Consider the following 14,531-nt stretch of genomic DNA (forward strand, 5'->3'; position numbering starts at 1 on the left):
CGCAATCTTACCATCGCCGCGCCTGCCGGGTCCTGCCGGCGCGGCGAATGTCCGCGGCACGGCGCCGGCAGCCGCCGCCCGCACGGGTAGACGTGCCGGCAGGCGCTGAGTTCAGCCCCTGATCGTCGATTCAGGTCCGCCCATCGCCCGCCTCCGAAATCTGCCCTCATGTTTGGTTTCCTGAAGAAATCCCCGGCCGAGACCCCGGCCAGTGCCGCCCCCGCCCCCAGCTGGCGCGAACGGCTGAAGAACGGCCTCGCGCGGACGCGCTCGCAACTCGGCGGCCTCGGCGCGCTGTTCTCGCGCGGCAAGGTCGACGACGAACTGCTCGAGGAGCTGGAAACGCGCCTCCTGATGAGCGACGTCGGCATCGCGGCGACCGAGCGCCTGCTCGCCGACCTGAAGGCGCGCGCCAAACGCGAAAAGCTGGAGACGCCGCAGGCGATCCAGCAGGCGCTCGCCGATGCGCTGGTCGACATCCTCCTCCCGCTCGAACAACCGCTCGAAGTGTCGACGCACAAGCCCTTCGTGATCATGCTCGCCGGCATCAACGGTGCCGGCAAGACGACCTCGATCGGCAAGCTCGCACGCCACTTCCAGGCGCAGGGCAAGTCGGTGCTGCTCGCCGCCGGCGACACCTTCCGCGCCGCCGCGCGCGAACAGCTCGAAACCTGGGGCGAGCGCAACGGCGTCACCGTCATCGCCCAGGAAGGCGGCGACCCGGCGGCGGTGATCTTCGACGCGATCGGCGCGGCGCGCGCGCGCGGCATCGACGTGGTGCTCGCCGACACCGCCGGCCGCCTGCCGACGCAGTTGCACCTGATGGAGGAAATCGCCAAGGTCCGCCGCGTCATCCGCAAGGCCGACCCGACCGCGCCGCACGAGACCCTGCTCGTCCTCGACGCCAACATCGGCCAGAACGCGCTGCAGCAGGTGGCCGCCTTCGACCGCGCGATCGAGGTCAGCGGCCTGGTGCTGACCAAGCTCGACGGCACCGCCAAGGGCGGCGTCGTCGCCGCGATCGCCGCGCAGTGTCCGAAACCGATCCGCTTCATCGGCGTCGGCGAGGGCATCGACGACCTGCGGCCTTTCCGTGCGCGCGACTTCGTCGACGCGCTGTTCGAATGATCGTCTTCAGCTCGGTCTGCAAGCGCTACCCGGAAGGCCGGGAAGCGCTCAAGGACGTCAGTTTCGAGATCGCCGACGGCAAGTTCGCCTGGGTCACCGGCCGCTCCGGCGCCGGCAAGACGACGCTGTTCCGGCTGATCGCCGCCATCGAGCGCCCCTCGTCCGGCGGCATCGTCGTCAATGGCCAGAACCTGGCCTCGCTCGGCCGGCGCGCCCTGCCCTACCTGCGGCGCAACATCGGCCTCGTCTTCCAGGAACAGAAGCTGCTCTTCGACCGCAACGCGCTGGCCAACGTGCTGCTGCCGCTGGCGATCGTCGGCCTGCCGCCGCGCGACGCCGAGCGGCGTGCGCTCGCTGCACTCGACAAGGTCGGCCTGCTCGACCGGGCGAAGGCGATGCCGGTCGCCCTCTCGGGCGGCGAGCAGCAGCGCCTGGCGATCGCGCGCGCCGTCGTCAATCGGCCGGCCCTGTTGCTCGCCGACGAGCCGACCGCCAAACTCGACAACGATTCGGCGGCAGACATCCTCGGCATCTTTCGCGAATTCCATCGCGTCGGCGTCACCGTCGTCATCGCCAGCCACGACCCGCGCCCGATCCCCGGCGTCGAGCCGCAGCTGATCGCCCTCGAACAGGGCAGGCTGCTGGATACGGCGGCGAGCGCCGCGCCCGTGGAGGCTGCGCAATGACTTCCTGGTTCTCGCAACACCTGGCCGGACTGCAGGACGCCTGGCGCCGGCTCGTCGCCTCGCCGCTCAACACGGCGCTGTCGCTGCTGGTCATTGGCATCTCGCTGGCCCTGCCGGCCGCCGGCTGGCTGTTCATCGACAACCTGCGCCTCGCCGTCGGGAACACCGGCAGCTTGCAGCAGGTCAGCGTCTTTCTCGCCGACGACGCCGACGCCGCCGCCATCGCCGAGGTCGAGCGCGGCCTGCGCCAGGCAAAGCTCGGCAGCGTCCGCTTCGTGCCGCGTGACGAGGCACTGCAGGCGCTGCAGGCGCGCGAGGGAATGGCCGACCTGACCGCCGGCCTGCCGCGCAACCCGCTTCCCGACGCCTTCGTCGTCGAGGCCGACGCCAGCCCGGAAGCGCTGGAAGCGGCCGTGAAGGCCTTCGCCGAATTGCCGAAGGTGGACGACGTGCATCTCGATTCGGCGTGGATGCGCAGATTCGATGCCTTCCTGCACGTCGCCCGCCTGGTGGTCGCGCTGATCGGCGGGGTCTTTGCCGCCGGCCTGGTTGCGGTCACCTTCAACACCATCCGCCTGCAGATCCTCGCGCACGCGGAGGAAATCGAGGTGGCACGCCTGATCGGCGCCGCCGACGACTTCATCCGCCGGCCGTTCCAGTATTACGGTGCGCTGCAGGGCGCGCTCGGCGGGCTGCTCGCGGTGGCCCTGGTCACGGCCGGCGGCCTCCTGCTCGCCGATCCGGTCGCCGGCTTGGCGGCGCTCTACGGCGGCAGCTTCAGCCTGCACGGCCTCGTCCCGCTCGAAATCGCTGCCCTGGTCGGCGGCGGGGCACTGCTCGGCTGGATCGGTGCGCAGATTTCAGTGCTGATCCACCTGCGCCGGCTGGGCTGACGTGAAACGTGGAACAGTTTCGTGAAACATCGGCCGACGTGATCTGCGGAAGCCGTCGCGACCAGCAGCCCGTCAGTTGGCAAGGCCGCGAAAGTAGAAAAACGAACTGGATTGCCACGGCGCTGCGCGCCTCGCAATGACTTCAGCAGATGGGCGCGTTTCATGCTCGAAGGCGGCGCAACTCGTCATCGCGAGCCCGCAGGGCGTGGCGATCCAGTGCGCAGGGCTGCTAATTCAAACGGCGCCGAGACAGAAGAACGGACTGGGTTGCCACGGCGCTGCGCGCCTCGCATGACGGCAGCAAATGAGCGCATTTCGTGCGCCGCGGCGAGCCGCCACGACCGCCAGTCGCCGCCAAAAGGCCTCCGGGCCGAGAACCTTTCCGCCTGTTAGCACTCTCATGGCACGAGTGCTAGAATTCTTCGCGTAACAACAAGGAGGACACCGACCAATGACCCAAGCTCTGGCTTTTCCGATGCCCTCAGCCGTTGGCGACCTCGACGCCTACATCCGGGCGGCGAACCGCTTCCCGCTGCTGACCGAGAAGGAAGAGTTCGATCTCGCGTCCCGTTTTCGCAAGGAAGACGACCTGGAGGCCGCGCGCCAGCTGGTGCTGTCGCACCTGCGCCTGGTCGTCTCGATCGCCCGCGGCTACCTCGGCTACGGGCTGCCGCACGCCGACCTGATCCAGGAAGGCAACATCGGCCTGATGAAGGCTGTCAAGCGCTTCGACCCAGACCGTGGCGTGCGCCTGGTGTCGTTCGCGCTGCACTGGATCAAGGCCGAGATCCACGAATACATCGTCAGGAACTGGCGTCTGGTCAAGACGGCGACGACCAAGGCGCAGCGCAAGCTGTTCTTCAACCTGCGCAGCATGAAGTCCGACAGCTCGACCCTGCTGCCGGCACAGGTTGCCGACATCGCCCACCGCCTCTCGGTCAAGCCCGAAGACGTGGTCGAGATGGAAACCCGCCTGTCCGGCCGCGACCTGGCGCTGGAGGCGAACGACGACGAGGATGAAGGCTTTGCGCCGATCGCCTACCTCGCCGACGCGAGCAGCGAGCCGACGCGCGTGCTCGAGGCGCGCGCGCGCGAACGGCTGCAGGGCGAAGGCCTGCAGGCGGCGCTGGCGACGCTCGACCCGCGCAGCCGGCGCATCATCGAGTCGCGCTGGCTGGCCGACGACGAAGCCGCGACCCTGCACGAACTCGCCGCCGAATTCGGCGTTTCCGCCGAGCGCATCCGCCAGATCGAAGCGAAGGCGATGCAGAAGATGCGCGCGGCACTCACGCCCGCGTAAGCGGGCTGGGGACAGTATGGTTCATACTGTCCCGAGAGCGGCGAGCAGCTTGCCGTGGATGCCGCCGAAGCCGCCGTTGCTCATCACCAGCACCTGATCACCGGGACGCGCGGCGGCGACGATCGCCGTGGCGAGCGCGTCGACATCGGCAGCGACCTGCACGCGCTCGCCGAGCGGCGCCAGCGCAGCCGCCGCATCCCAGTCGAGCCCCGCTGAACAGCAGAAGACCCGGTCGGCGCCGGCGAGCGCCGCCGGCAACTGCGCCTTCATCAGGCCGAGTTTCATCGTGTTCGAGCGCGGCTCGATCACCGCCAGGATGCGGGCAGCGCCGACCTTGCGCCGCAGGCCGGCGATGGTCGTCTCGATCGCCGTCGGATGGTGGGCAAAATCGTCGTAGACCGAGACGCCGGCAACGACGCCGCGCAATTCCATGCGCCGGCGGACGCCGGCGAAGCGCGACAGCGCCGCGATCCCCTGTTCGAGCGGGACGCCGACGTGCCGCGCCGCGAGCAGGGCGGCCACGGCATTGGCGCGGTTGTGCTCGCCACTCAGCGACCACTGCGTCGTGGCGACGAGCTCGCTGCCCTGCCACAGGCTGAAGCTGCCGTCGGCGTCGTCGCCGGTGGCATGCCAGCCGTCGGCGCGGTTGAAGTATTCGACCGGCGTCCAGCAGCCGCGCGCCAGGACGCGTCCGAGGCTGACCTCCGAGGCATTGCAGACGATCTGCCCGGAGCGCGGCAGGGTACGCACGAGATGGTGGAACTGCGTCTCGATCGCCGCCAGATCGCTGAAGATGTCCGCATGATCGAACTCGAGATTGTTCAGGACCAGGGTCCGCGGCAGATAGTGCACGAACTTCGAGCGCTTGTCGGAGAAGGCGGTATCGTATTCGTCGGCCTCGATCACGAAGAAAGGCGAGTCGGCGAGCTCGCCGGCCAGGCGCGCGGAAACGCCGAAGTTCTGCGGCACGCCGCCGATCAGGAAGCCGGGGGCGAGCCCGGCATCCTCGAGGATCCAGGCGAGCAGCGACGAGGTCGTCGTCTTGCCGTGCGTCCCCGCCACCGCCAGCGTCCAGCGCCCGCGCAGGACGTTCTCGGCGAGCCACTGCGGCCCCGAAACATAGGGCAGCCCGCGGTCGAGGATTGCTTCGAGCAGCGGATTGCCGCGCGAAATCGCGTTGCCGACGACGTAGAGCTCGGCGCCGAGGTCGATCTGCGCGGCGTCGTAGCCCTCGACGAGGGTGATCCCGGCCGCGGTGAGCTGCTCGCTCATCGGCGGATAGACGCCGGCATCGCAGCCGCTGACCTGATGGCCGGCAGCCCGCGCCAGTTGCGCGAGCCCGCCCATGAACGTGCCGCAGATACCAAGAATGTGAATTCGCATGAGCTTGAAAGCAAACAGTGATCGAGGACGGATTGTAGCGCTGGCGGAGAGGGCCGCAGCGCCCCGGCGGAAACGAGAAAGCAGGATCGGCCGCCGACGACACTTGCCAGCACCGCGGCGGACGGCTAGTCTGCCACTTCCGCACTGCAGCCGGCGCCATCCCGCGACCGGCCAGCCTCCCTCAGCCCCGACACCGACATGCCCCGCCGCCGAGACCATTCACCCCAGCAGCGGGCGCTGATCGCCAGCGCAGCCGCACGCATCATCGCCGAGGACGGAATCGCCGACTACGGCGTCGCCAAACGCAAGGCGGTGCGCATGCTCGCGCTTCCCGACAGCGTCGAACTGCCCGACGACAGCGCCATCGAGAGCGAACTGCGCACGCGCCTGCGCCTCTTCCAGGGCGACGAACAGCGCCAGCGACTGCACCAGCTGCGAACGATCGCCGCCGAAATGATGGCCATCGTGCAGCGATTCAACCCCTATCTCGCCGGATCGGTGGCAGACGGCAGCGCCGGCAGACACGCCGAGATCGACCTGCAGTTATTCACCGACACGGCCAAGGACGTCGAGATCTTCCTCCTCAATCAGGGCATCGAATTCCGCCACAGCGTTCCGCGCAACGACCGGGCCGAGGCCGTCCTCAGCATCGACCGTGGCCCCACCACCGTCAATCTCGTCGTCTATCCGCCGCATGAAGAGCGCGTCAGCGCCCGCGGGCGCGACGGACGGGTGCGCACCCGACTGCGGCTGCCGGCGCTGCTCGCCCTCAATGCCGAAACCGAGGCCAACTCATGAACAGGCTCCCGATCCTCCTCGCCGGCCTGACCATCGCCATCGCCGCCGTGCTTGCCGGACTTTACGCCTCCGCGCCGGGCAAGGACGGCAGCGCCGGCAAGCGCACCGAGATCCCGGCCGACGCCGCCAGCGCGGTGTTCGCCAGCACGCTGGTCGACAGCGACGGGCGCCCGCAAGCACTAGCGCAGTGGCGGGGAAAAACCCTGGTGATCAATTTCTGGGCGGCATGGTGCCCGCCGTGCCGCGACGAAATGCCGGGCTTTGCCCGCCTGCAAGAAAAATATGGCGCAGATGGCGTCCAATTTGTCGGCATCGCCCTCGATTCTGCAGACAACGTGCGCCATTTCGTGGCACAGACACCGGTCAACTACCCGCTGCTGCTGGGTAACGAAGCGGGCCATGAGAGCGCCAGCGAACTCGCCCGCGCGATCGGCAACCGGACACTCGCGCTTCCCTACACGCTGATCATCGATGCCGGCGGTCGTGCGCGCTTCGCGCGCCTAGGCTACGTCGCCGAAGAAGAACTCGAAAACCATATAAAACAATTACTTAACAGATAAGGCGCGGCTAACCAGGAGCACAGACAGGCCACGAGGACAGGCTGCGCTGCACCATGGGCCCTGTGCCGGACGGGGCTCGCCAGGCCCGAACACTGCTTTTTCAGCCGCCCGCGCAGCAGTTTTTTGGCGGCAAGATGACGACAAGAAATGCCGAAGTGGACAAGTTGCGGCGAATTGCGGCAAACTTGCAGACATGAAAAAGCAGAAAGAATCGTCCGACGACGCGGAATCGCCCACTGCTAGCGGACGCGTGCTCGTCATCCACGGACCGAACCTCAACCTGCTCGGTACGCGCGAACCCAAGCACTACGGATTGCACACGCTAGCCGACATCAATCTGGCGCTCGCCTGTCGCGCGGAAGCCGCCGGCATCCAGCTCGACAGTTTCCAGAGCAATCACGAAGGGGCGCTCATCGAGCGGATTCACGCGGCGCGCGCAGAGGGCGTTCGCTATCTGATCATCAATCCCGCTGCCTATACTCATACCAGCGTCGCGCTGCGCGACGCCATCGCCGCGGTCGGCATTCCTTTCATCGAAGTCCATCTGTCGAACGTCCACGCGCGCGAGCCTTTCCGGCAGCACTCGTACTTCTCCGACCTCGCCATCGGCGTGATCAGCGGACTGGGCAACGAGAGCTACCTGCTCGCGCTCGACTACATCATCGGCAGGCTGCGCCAGGACTGACGCGCGCCGCGAGGGGTCGACACAGCACCCGCCGCGCCGGAACGGCACGGCGTTCAAGAATTCTGACGGAGAAATCACATGGATCTGCGCAAACTCAAGAAACTGATCGACCTCGTCCAGGAATCGGGAATCTCCGAACTGGAAGTCACCGAAGGCGAGGAAAAGGTGCGTATCGCCAAGCATGCACCGCAGCCCACCGGTGGCTGGAGCATGCCGCAATACGCGCCGCCGCCGGTCGTGGCGAGCGCGCCCGCCGCGTCGAGCGTTTCGCTCGAAGACGAGGAAGAGGAGCCCGAAGGCAGCGAGGTCACCTCGCCGATGGTCGGCACCTTCTACCGCGCGGCCAGCCCCGGCGCCGAGCCTTTCGTCGAGGTCGGCTCGACGGTCAAGGTCGGCGACACGCTGTGCATCATCGAGGCAATGAAGCTGCTCAACGAGATCGAGGCCGACGTCGCCGGTACGGTGAAGGCCATCCTCGTCGAAAACGGACAACCGGTCGAGTTCGGCGAACCGCTGTTCATCATCGGATAAGACGCCATGTTCGGCAAAATCCTCATCGCCAACCGTGGCGAAATTGCCCTGCGCATCCAGCGCGCCTGCCGCGAGCTCGGCATCAAGACGGTCGTCGTGCACTCGGCCGCCGACCGTGAAGCCAAGTACGTCCGCCTCGCCGACGAGTCGGTGTGCATTGGCCCGGCAGCATCTGCACAGAGCTACCTCAACATCCCGGCGATCATCTCGGCCGCCGAGGTCACCGACGCCGAGGCGATCCACCCCGGCTACGGCTTCCTCTCCGAGAACGCCGACTTCGCCGAGCGCGTCGAGACTTCGGGCTTCACCTTCATCGGCCCGCGCCCCGAGACGATCCGCCTGATGGGCGACAAGGTCTCGGCCAAGGCGGCGATGCGTGCTGCCGGCGTCCCCTGCGTCCCCGGCTCGGAGGGCGCGCTGCCCGACGATCCACGCGAAATCCAGGCGATCGCGCGCGCCATCGGCTACCCGGTGATCATCAAGGCCGCCGGCGGCGGTGGCGGTCGCGGCATGCGCGTCGTGCATACCGAGGCGGCACTGATCAACGCCGTCGCCATGACCAAGCAGGAAGCGCAGACGGCCTTCGGCAACCCGATGGTGTACATGGAGAAGTTCCTCGAGAACCCGCGCCACGTCGAAATCCAGGTGCTCTCGGACAGCCATCGCAACGCCGTTTACCTGCGCGAACGCGACTGTTCGATGCAAAGACGCCACCAGAAGGTGATCGAGGAAGCCCCGGCTCCCGGCATCGCGCTGCGCCATATCGCGCGCATCGGCGAACGCTGCGCCGACGCCTGCCGCCGCATCAACTACCGCGGCGCCGGCACCTTCGAGTTCCTCTACGAGAACGGCGAGTTCTACTTCATCGAGATGAACACGCGCATCCAGGTCGAGCACCCGGTCACCGAGATGATCAGCGGCATCGACCTCGTCCAGGAGCAGATCCGCGTCGCCTACGGCGAAAAATTGCGCTTCAGGCAGCGCGACCTCGAATTCCGTGGCCACGCGATCGAATGCCGGATCAACGCCGAAGATCCGTTCACCTTCGTTCCCTCGCCCGGCAAGATCGTCGCCTACCACCCGCCCGGTGGCCCCGGCATCCGCGTCGACTCGCACATCTACCAGGGCTACACGGTACCCTCGCACTACGACTCGATGGTCGCCAAGGTGATCGCCTACGGCGACACGCGCGAGCAGGCGATCCGCCGCATGCGCATCGCGCTGTCCGAGATGAGCATCGACGGGATCAAGACCAACATCGCGCTGCACCAGGAACTGATGCAGGACGCCCGCTTCGTCGAAGGCGGTACGAGCATCCACTATCTCGAACACAAGCTCGCCGACCGTGGCGAAGTGAAGAAGGTGAACTGAGGTGGCCTGGCTCTCTGTCGCCATCGAAACCGACTGCGCGCGCGCCGAGGCGCTGGCGGACGCCCTGATGGAAGCCGGCGCCCTCTCGGCGAGTATCGAGGACGCTGCCGCAGGCACCGCCGAGGAGAAGCCGCAGTTCGGCGAACCCGGATCGGTGACGACGCCCGGCTGGGACCGTTCCCGCGTCGTCGCGCTGCTCGATGAGGATGCGGATGTCGCTGCCCTGATCGATAGCGCGGCGCAGGCCGTCGGCCTCGCGCAGACGCCCGCCTACAAGGTCGACAGCGTCGCCGAGCAGGACTGGGTGCGACTGACCCAGGCGCAGTTCGAACCGATCCGTGTCTCCGAGCGCCTGTGGATCGTGCCCTCGTGGCACGCGGCACCCGACCCGGAAGCGATCGTCCTCGTGCTCGACCCCGGCATGGCCTTCGGTACCGGTTCACACCCGACCACCCGCCTCTGCCTAGAATGGATCGAACGCGAGGTGAAGCCCGGTGACTCGCTGCTCGACTACGGCTGCGGTTCGGGCATCCTCGCCATCGCCGCAGCACGCCTCGGCGCCGGCGAGGTACAGGGCGTCGACATCGACCCGCAGGCGCTCGATGCCGCCCGCGACAACGCCGAGCGCAACGCGGTCACGGCGCACTTTCACGCCGCTTCGCAACACGTTGGGCGCACGTTCGACATCGTTGTCGCAAATATCCTCGCCAATCCGCTGCGCGCACTGGCGCCGGCGCTCGCTGGCTTCGTGCGTCCCGGCGGCAAGCTCGCGCTCTCCGGCATCCTCGCCGAACAGGCGGAGGAGTTGATCGCCTGCTACGCGCCGTGGATAGCGCTTGCCGTCGCCGACACGCGCGAGGGCTGGGTCTGCCTGAGCGGGACGCGCGCGGAGTAGGCGGTGAAGACGCGCTGCCCGGCCTGCGCGACGATTTTCCGGCTCGACGAGGAACACGCGTCTTCGGCGCAGGTGCGCTGCGGCAACTGCGCCACGATCTTCAACGCGCAGGATTCGGCCGTGACCGACGACGTCGACACGACTGCCGGGAACACCGCCCTGCAGCCGCTGGCCGACGGCGGCAAGGTGGAGCCCGTCCTGCGCGAAGACGCAGCCGCTGCAGGCGGCGAGCAGGATGGCGGCAACGACCTGGCAGCCGGCGGCTTGCTGCCGCGGCAGAGCAGCGAAATCCCCGGCTACAGCAAGTGGAACGAAGGCGCACCTGCGCCAGCCAAGGCGAGCCCGGGGCGCTGGCTGGTGGCGCTGCTCGTCGCGCTGCTCGCCGTCCAACTCGTCTTCCTCTTGGACGGCGAACATGAGCCCAACGCGCCGGCAACGAGGACGCTGGCGACCGACGTCGACGGCAGTCTGCAGCAGATCGAGCTGATCCACTTCGAACGTTCCGACCTGGAGGCTGACCCGCGCCAGGCGGGACAACTGCTGCTGACGGCGACGCTCGCCAACCGCTCGCCGCAGTCACAAGCGCTGCCCCTGCTCGAACTGACCCTGCTCGATGGCGGCGAGCAGGTCCTGGCACGCAAGGTGTTCACGCCCGAGCAATACCTGGCCGACCCGGCGCGCGCCGGCGAGCCCTTCGCCGGCAACAGCGAGATCGCGCTGAGCCTGCGCCTCGATGCCGGCGACCTGGCTCCGGCCGGCTACCGCCTCTACCTCTTCCACCCCTGAAGCTGCCACATCGCGTCCGGGATTTTCGCCGGCGGCGAGGCGCGTGCGCAGCCGACGCCGGACTATAATCCCGACCTTACCCACCATCAAAATCGAACATGTCAACGCTCATCTGCGGCTCCATCGCCTACGACACGATCATGGTCTTCCATGATCGCTTCAAGAACCACATCCTTCCCGAGCAACTGCACATCCTCAACGTCGCCTTCCTCGCTCCCGAGATGCGCCGCGAGTTCGGCGGCTGCGCCGGCAACATCGCCTACAACCTGCAACTGCTCGGCGGCGATCCGCTGATCATGGCCACCGTCGGCGACGACGCCGACCCGTACCTGGCGCGCCTCGACGCGCTCGGCCTGGCGCGCACGCACGTGCGCCGGGTGCCCGGCAGCTTCACCGCGCAGGCCTTCATCACCACCGACCTCGACGACAACCAGATCACCGCCTTCCACCCCGGCGCGATGAGCTTCTCGCACGAGAACCACATCGCCGACGCCGCGAACGCGACGCTCGGGATCGTTTCCCCCGACGGCCGCGACGGCATGCAGAAGCACGCGCGCGACTTCGCCGCTGCCGGCATCCCCTTCTTGTTCGACCCCGGCCAGGGCATGCCGATGTTCTCGGGTGACGAGTTGCTTGAGTTCATGCGCCTGGCCGATTACGCCTGTTTCAACGACTACGAGGCGCGACTGCTCTGCGACCGCACCGGACGGACGCTCGACGAACTCGCCGGCGAAGTGCGCGCGCTGATCGTCACCCGCGGCGGCGAGGGATCGGAAGTCCGTTGCGACGGTGAATTGCTGAAGATCCCTTCCGTCACCGCCGACGAGGTCGTCGATCCGACCGGCTGCGGTGACGCCTACCGCGCCGGACTGCTCTACGGGATCGAGGCCGGCTGGGACTGGGAGAAGACCGGACGCCTCGCCTCGCTGATGGGATCGATCAAGATCGCGCAGCGCGGCGGCCAGAACCACCGCCCGAGCCGCGAGGAAATCGGCGAGCGTTTCGCCGCCGCCTTCGGTGCAGCGCTCTGGTAAGGGAAAAGACTCCGCCCCGCCGGGCGGCACCGCCCAATCAACCGTGAAAGGAACGAACATGAGCATGCTTTCCACCCAGCCATCGGCAACGCAAGACCTCGGCAGGCGGCCGCAGCGCCTTGCCGCAGCGCTGCTCGCCGGCGTCTGCCTCGTCTCGGTCGTCGGCTGCGCCAGCAGCCGTTCGGGCGGCGTCTATACCCGCGAACAGGCGCGCCAGGAGATGACCGTGCGCACGGGCATCGTCGAAAGTGTCCGTGAAGTCAGGCTCGAAGGCACCAAGTCCGGTGTCGGCACCCTCGCCGGCGCTGCCGTCGGCGGCGTTGCCGGCAGCAATGTCGGCGGCGGCAAGGGCCAGATCGTCGGGGCGATCCTCGGCGCGGTCGCCGGCGGCCTCGCCGGCAGCGCTGTCGAGGAACAGACTTCGATCAAGAACGGCGTCGAAATCACTGTCAAGCTCGACAGCGGTGCGCTGGTCGCCATCGTCCAGGAAGCCGACGAAATCTTCCGCCCCGGCGAACGCGTGCGCGTCCTCTCCGGCCGCGGCGAGACGCGCGTCTCGCACTGAACTGCCAATCACATGCCCGGCAGCGCCATGCGTCGCCGGGCATGGCAGGCCTCGGGCGGGAGCCCTGCTCGTGGAAGGGCCCCCGCCCGGCGGCAGCGGCCTGCACCGCTCCCACGCGGTGCAGGCCGCGTAAACTGCACGTAACCTGCGCGCAATCGCTGCGTAATCCTGTCCTCCTAGAGTTGTCCCCACAGTACAAAGGGACAACAAATGACGACAGCACTCTCCACTCGCCAGCAAGGCGCCCGTCCGGCGCGCCACAAACTCTCGGTCGACATCGCGCGTTGCGAACGCGAGATCCTCGCCGCACAAAAACTCCGCTATCGCGTCTTCGCCGGCGAACTCGGCGCCAAGTTGCCGACCCGAACTCCCGGCGTTGATCACGATATCTACGACCCCTACTGCGAGCACCTGGTCGTCCGCAACGAAGACTCGGGCGAGATCGTCGGCACCTACCGCATCCTTTCGCCGGAAAACGCACGGCGCATCGGCGCCTACTACACCGAAAGCGAGTTTGACCTGACCCGCCTGCAGCACCTGCGCCCGCGGCTGGTCGAAATCGGCCGCTCCTGCGTTCATCCCGACTACCGGAGCGGCGCGACGATCACCCTGCTCTGGGCGGGACTCGCCAAGTACATGAGCGACAGGGGCTACGATTACCTGGTCGGTTGCGCCAGCATCGGCATGGCCGACGGCGGCCACGCCGCGGCGAGCATCTACCGCAGCCTCGGCGAGCAGATGAGCCCGCTCGAATACCGCGTCTTCCCGCGTTGCCCGCTGCCGCTGGAAGCACTGGACAACGAGCGCCCGGCCGAGCTGCCGCCCCTGATCAAGGGCTACCTGCGTGCCGGCGCCTGGATCTGTGGCGACCCGGCCTGGGATCCGGACTTCAACACCGCCGACCTGCCGATCCTGTTGCCGATGTCGCGCGTCGGCGAACGCTACGCACGTCACTTCCTCGGCAAGTGAGCCGGCCGGCGGCAGGGCTGCGTATAATCCCGCTGCGGGCGCGCGCGGCTCGCCCGCGCCGCCCGAGCGAGCCGCCCTCTCCACCCCCGCGCGCCCGGCCACCTTCCGGAGCATGCGCCCGCACCACCATGGATCGAACCGAACAGACACCGCTGCCACTGTGCGCCTGGCGCCTGCTGCGCCTCGCGCTGCACCTCCTTGCCGGGGTGGCGACGGTCGCCACCGTCTACCCATTGATCGACGTCCGCCGGCGGCTGGCGCTAAAGCAGCGCTGGTCGCGGCAACTGCTCGCCATCCTCGGCGTTCGCCTCGACGCGCAGATGGTGGGAACCGTTGCGGGCAGCCTGTTCGTCGCCAACCACATCTCCTGGCTCGACATCTTCGCGCTCAACGCGGCGCACCCGCTCGCCTTCATCGCCAAGGCCGAAGTCCGGCAGTGGCCGGTGATCGGCTGGCTGGCGGCAAAGGCGGACACCGTCTTCCTGCTGCGCGGCAGCCGCGGCCACGCCAAGGTGGTCAACGCGCAGATCGACGCGCTGCTCGACGCCGAGCGCGACATCGCCCTCTTCCCCGAGGGCACCACCACCGACGGCACGCACCTGCTCGGCTTCCACGCCGCGCTGCTGCAGCCGGCGATCAGCGGCGGCCGTCCGCTGCAGCCGGTCGCGATCTCCTACCATGAAGCCGACGGCCGGCGCAGCCTGGCGCCCGCCTACGTCGGCGAGACGACGCTGCTCGAATGCCTGTGGGCGATCGTGAAGCGCCGCCAGCTGATTGTCCGCATCCGGGCGACGCAGGTGCTGCCCACTGCCGGTGGCAACCGGCGCGAACTCGCACACGCCGCGCGCGCGGCGATCGCCGACCGGCTGGATCTGCCGCGCGAAGCAGAAGCGCTCGCCGCCTGAGTGTCGGGTGTGAGGTCCTGACACCTAACACCTAACACCTAA

General features: G+C 67.9%; 16 protein-coding genes. 15 read left to right on the forward strand and 1 reads right to left on the reverse strand.

Annotated elements, in window-relative coordinates; translation table 11 throughout:
• Positions 1 to 168 precede the first annotated feature (168 nt).
• The 4 genes from ftsY to rpoH all read left to right on the forward strand — a co-directional run bounded on the left by ftsY (position 169) and on the right by rpoH (position 4,007).
• Positions 169 to 1,128, forward strand: a complete 960-nt coding sequence (gene ftsY, locus CCR84_RS11320; protein ID WP_201212318.1) for a signal recognition particle-docking protein FtsY — start codon at positions 169 to 171, stop codon at positions 1,126 to 1,128.
• On the forward strand, positions 1,125 to 1,814 hold the full coding sequence (locus tag CCR84_RS11325) for a cell division ATP-binding protein FtsE (protein ID WP_201212320.1): 690 nt from the start codon (positions 1,125 to 1,127) through the stop codon (positions 1,812 to 1,814). Before ftsY ends, CCR84_RS11325 begins: the two co-directional genes overlap by 4 nt.
• On the forward strand, positions 1,811 to 2,707 hold the full coding sequence (gene ftsX, locus CCR84_RS11330; protein ID WP_201212321.1) for a permease-like cell division protein FtsX: 897 nt from the start codon (positions 1,811 to 1,813) through the stop codon (positions 2,705 to 2,707). Before CCR84_RS11325 ends, ftsX begins: the two co-directional genes overlap by 4 nt.
• A gap of 451 nt (positions 2,708 to 3,158) precedes the next feature.
• Positions 3,159 to 4,007: an RNA polymerase sigma factor RpoH gene (rpoH, locus tag CCR84_RS11335; RefSeq protein ID WP_201212324.1), complete on the forward strand. Its 849-nt coding sequence runs from the start codon at positions 3,159 to 3,161 to the stop codon at positions 4,005 to 4,007.
• 21 nt (positions 4,008 to 4,028) lie between these two features.
• On the opposite strand, the gene mpl is transcribed toward rpoH, so the two are convergent.
• A complete protein-coding gene (gene mpl, locus CCR84_RS11340; protein WP_201212326.1) occupies positions 4,029 to 5,390 on the reverse strand; it encodes a UDP-N-acetylmuramate:L-alanyl-gamma-D-glutamyl-meso-diaminopimelate ligase in 1,362 nt (453 codons plus the stop codon).
• A 198-nt stretch (positions 5,391 to 5,588) separates the two neighbouring features.
• Between mpl and CCR84_RS11345 the strand changes: the two genes are divergently transcribed.
• The 11 genes from CCR84_RS11345 (at position 5,589) to CCR84_RS11395 (ending at position 14,489) form a co-directional block, all read left to right on the forward strand.
• Complete coding sequence (locus CCR84_RS11345; RefSeq protein ID WP_201212328.1) at positions 5,589 to 6,188, forward strand: hypothetical protein; 600 nt, start codon at positions 5,589 to 5,591, stop codon at positions 6,186 to 6,188.
• Entirely contained in the window at positions 6,185 to 6,748 is a 564-nt protein-coding gene (locus CCR84_RS11350; RefSeq protein WP_201212330.1) for a TlpA family protein disulfide reductase, read from the forward strand. The genes CCR84_RS11345 and CCR84_RS11350 overlap by 4 nt, the downstream gene beginning before the upstream one ends.
• Before the next feature lie 193 nt (positions 6,749 to 6,941).
• Positions 6,942 to 7,433, forward strand: a complete 492-nt coding sequence (aroQ, locus tag CCR84_RS11355) for a type II 3-dehydroquinate dehydratase (RefSeq protein ID WP_201212331.1) — start codon at positions 6,942 to 6,944, stop codon at positions 7,431 to 7,433.
• 78 nt (positions 7,434 to 7,511) lie between these two features.
• Complete coding sequence (gene accB / locus CCR84_RS11360) at positions 7,512 to 7,964, forward strand: acetyl-CoA carboxylase biotin carboxyl carrier protein (protein WP_201212333.1); 453 nt, start codon at positions 7,512 to 7,514, stop codon at positions 7,962 to 7,964.
• Between the two features lie 6 nt (positions 7,965 to 7,970).
• The gene (gene accC / locus CCR84_RS11365) at positions 7,971 to 9,335 is read left to right on the forward strand and encodes an acetyl-CoA carboxylase biotin carboxylase subunit (protein ID WP_201212335.1); all 1,365 of its coding nucleotides are present in this window, start codon (positions 7,971 to 7,973) and stop codon (positions 9,333 to 9,335) included.
• A 1-nt stretch (position 9,336) separates the two neighbouring features.
• Positions 9,337 to 10,230 (forward strand): 50S ribosomal protein L11 methyltransferase, encoded by an 894-nt coding sequence (gene prmA / locus CCR84_RS11370; RefSeq protein ID WP_201212337.1) that lies wholly within the window; start codon positions 9,337 to 9,339, stop codon positions 10,228 to 10,230.
• 3 nt (positions 10,231 to 10,233) lie between these two features.
• The gene (locus tag CCR84_RS16530) at positions 10,234 to 11,016 is read left to right on the forward strand and encodes a DUF3426 domain-containing protein (protein ID WP_201212339.1); all 783 of its coding nucleotides are present in this window, start codon (positions 10,234 to 10,236) and stop codon (positions 11,014 to 11,016) included.
• Positions 11,017 to 11,114: 98 nt separating this feature from the next.
• Positions 11,115 to 12,050 carry a carbohydrate kinase family protein gene (locus CCR84_RS11380; protein WP_201212341.1) on the forward strand — a complete coding sequence of 312 codons (936 nt, stop codon included), beginning with the start codon at positions 11,115 to 11,117 and terminating at the stop codon, positions 12,048 to 12,050.
• A gap of 58 nt (positions 12,051 to 12,108) precedes the next feature.
• A complete protein-coding gene (locus tag CCR84_RS11385) occupies positions 12,109 to 12,615 on the forward strand; it encodes an outer membrane lipoprotein (RefSeq protein ID WP_242508681.1) in 507 nt (168 codons plus the stop codon).
• A gap of 210 nt (positions 12,616 to 12,825) precedes the next feature.
• The gene (locus CCR84_RS11390) at positions 12,826 to 13,584 is read left to right on the forward strand and encodes a GNAT family N-acetyltransferase (protein WP_201212343.1); all 759 of its coding nucleotides are present in this window, start codon (positions 12,826 to 12,828) and stop codon (positions 13,582 to 13,584) included.
• A 128-nt stretch (positions 13,585 to 13,712) separates the two neighbouring features.
• On the forward strand, positions 13,713 to 14,489 hold the full coding sequence (locus CCR84_RS11395; protein WP_201212345.1) for a lysophospholipid acyltransferase family protein: 777 nt from the start codon (positions 13,713 to 13,715) through the stop codon (positions 14,487 to 14,489).
• Positions 14,490 to 14,531: the final 42 nt, after the last annotated feature.

Origin of the sequence: Rhodocyclus purpureus, assembly GCF_016653115.1 — a bacterium.
In the GTDB taxonomy this organism is placed as follows: Bacteria; Pseudomonadota; Gammaproteobacteria; order Burkholderiales; family Rhodocyclaceae; genus Rhodocyclus; species Rhodocyclus purpureus.

What these genes read in the sequence shown, in the direction of transcription:
- ftsY (WP_201212318.1), top strand. Translation starts at nt 169, where the DNA reads ATGTTTGGTTTCCTGAAGAAATCCCCGGCCGAGACCCCGGCCAGTGCC.
- CCR84_RS11325 (WP_201212320.1), top strand. Translation starts at nt 1,125, where the DNA reads ATGATCGTCTTCAGCTCGGTCTGCAAGCGCTACCCGGAAGGCCGGGAA.
- ftsX (WP_201212321.1), top strand. Translation starts at nt 1,811, where the DNA reads ATGACTTCCTGGTTCTCGCAACACCTGGCCGGACTGCAGGACGCCTGG.
- rpoH (WP_201212324.1), top strand. Translation starts at nt 3,159, where the DNA reads ATGACCCAAGCTCTGGCTTTTCCGATGCCCTCAGCCGTTGGCGACCTC.
- mpl (WP_201212326.1), bottom strand. Translation starts at nt 5,390, where the DNA reads ATGCGAATTCACATTCTTGGTATCTGCGGCACGTTCATGGGCGGGCTC.
- CCR84_RS11345 (WP_201212328.1), top strand. Translation starts at nt 5,589, where the DNA reads ATGCCCCGCCGCCGAGACCATTCACCCCAGCAGCGGGCGCTGATCGCC.
- CCR84_RS11350 (WP_201212330.1), top strand. Translation starts at nt 6,185, where the DNA reads ATGAACAGGCTCCCGATCCTCCTCGCCGGCCTGACCATCGCCATCGCC.
- aroQ (WP_201212331.1), top strand. Translation starts at nt 6,942, where the DNA reads ATGAAAAAGCAGAAAGAATCGTCCGACGACGCGGAATCGCCCACTGCT.
- accB (WP_201212333.1), top strand. Translation starts at nt 7,512, where the DNA reads ATGGATCTGCGCAAACTCAAGAAACTGATCGACCTCGTCCAGGAATCG.
- accC (WP_201212335.1), top strand. Translation starts at nt 7,971, where the DNA reads ATGTTCGGCAAAATCCTCATCGCCAACCGTGGCGAAATTGCCCTGCGC.
- CCR84_RS11380 (WP_201212341.1), top strand. Translation starts at nt 11,115, where the DNA reads ATGTCAACGCTCATCTGCGGCTCCATCGCCTACGACACGATCATGGTC.
- CCR84_RS11385 (WP_242508681.1), top strand. Translation starts at nt 12,109, where the DNA reads ATGAGCATGCTTTCCACCCAGCCATCGGCAACGCAAGACCTCGGCAGG.
- CCR84_RS11390 (WP_201212343.1), top strand. Translation starts at nt 12,826, where the DNA reads ATGACGACAGCACTCTCCACTCGCCAGCAAGGCGCCCGTCCGGCGCGC.
- CCR84_RS11395 (WP_201212345.1), top strand. Translation starts at nt 13,713, where the DNA reads ATGGATCGAACCGAACAGACACCGCTGCCACTGTGCGCCTGGCGCCTG.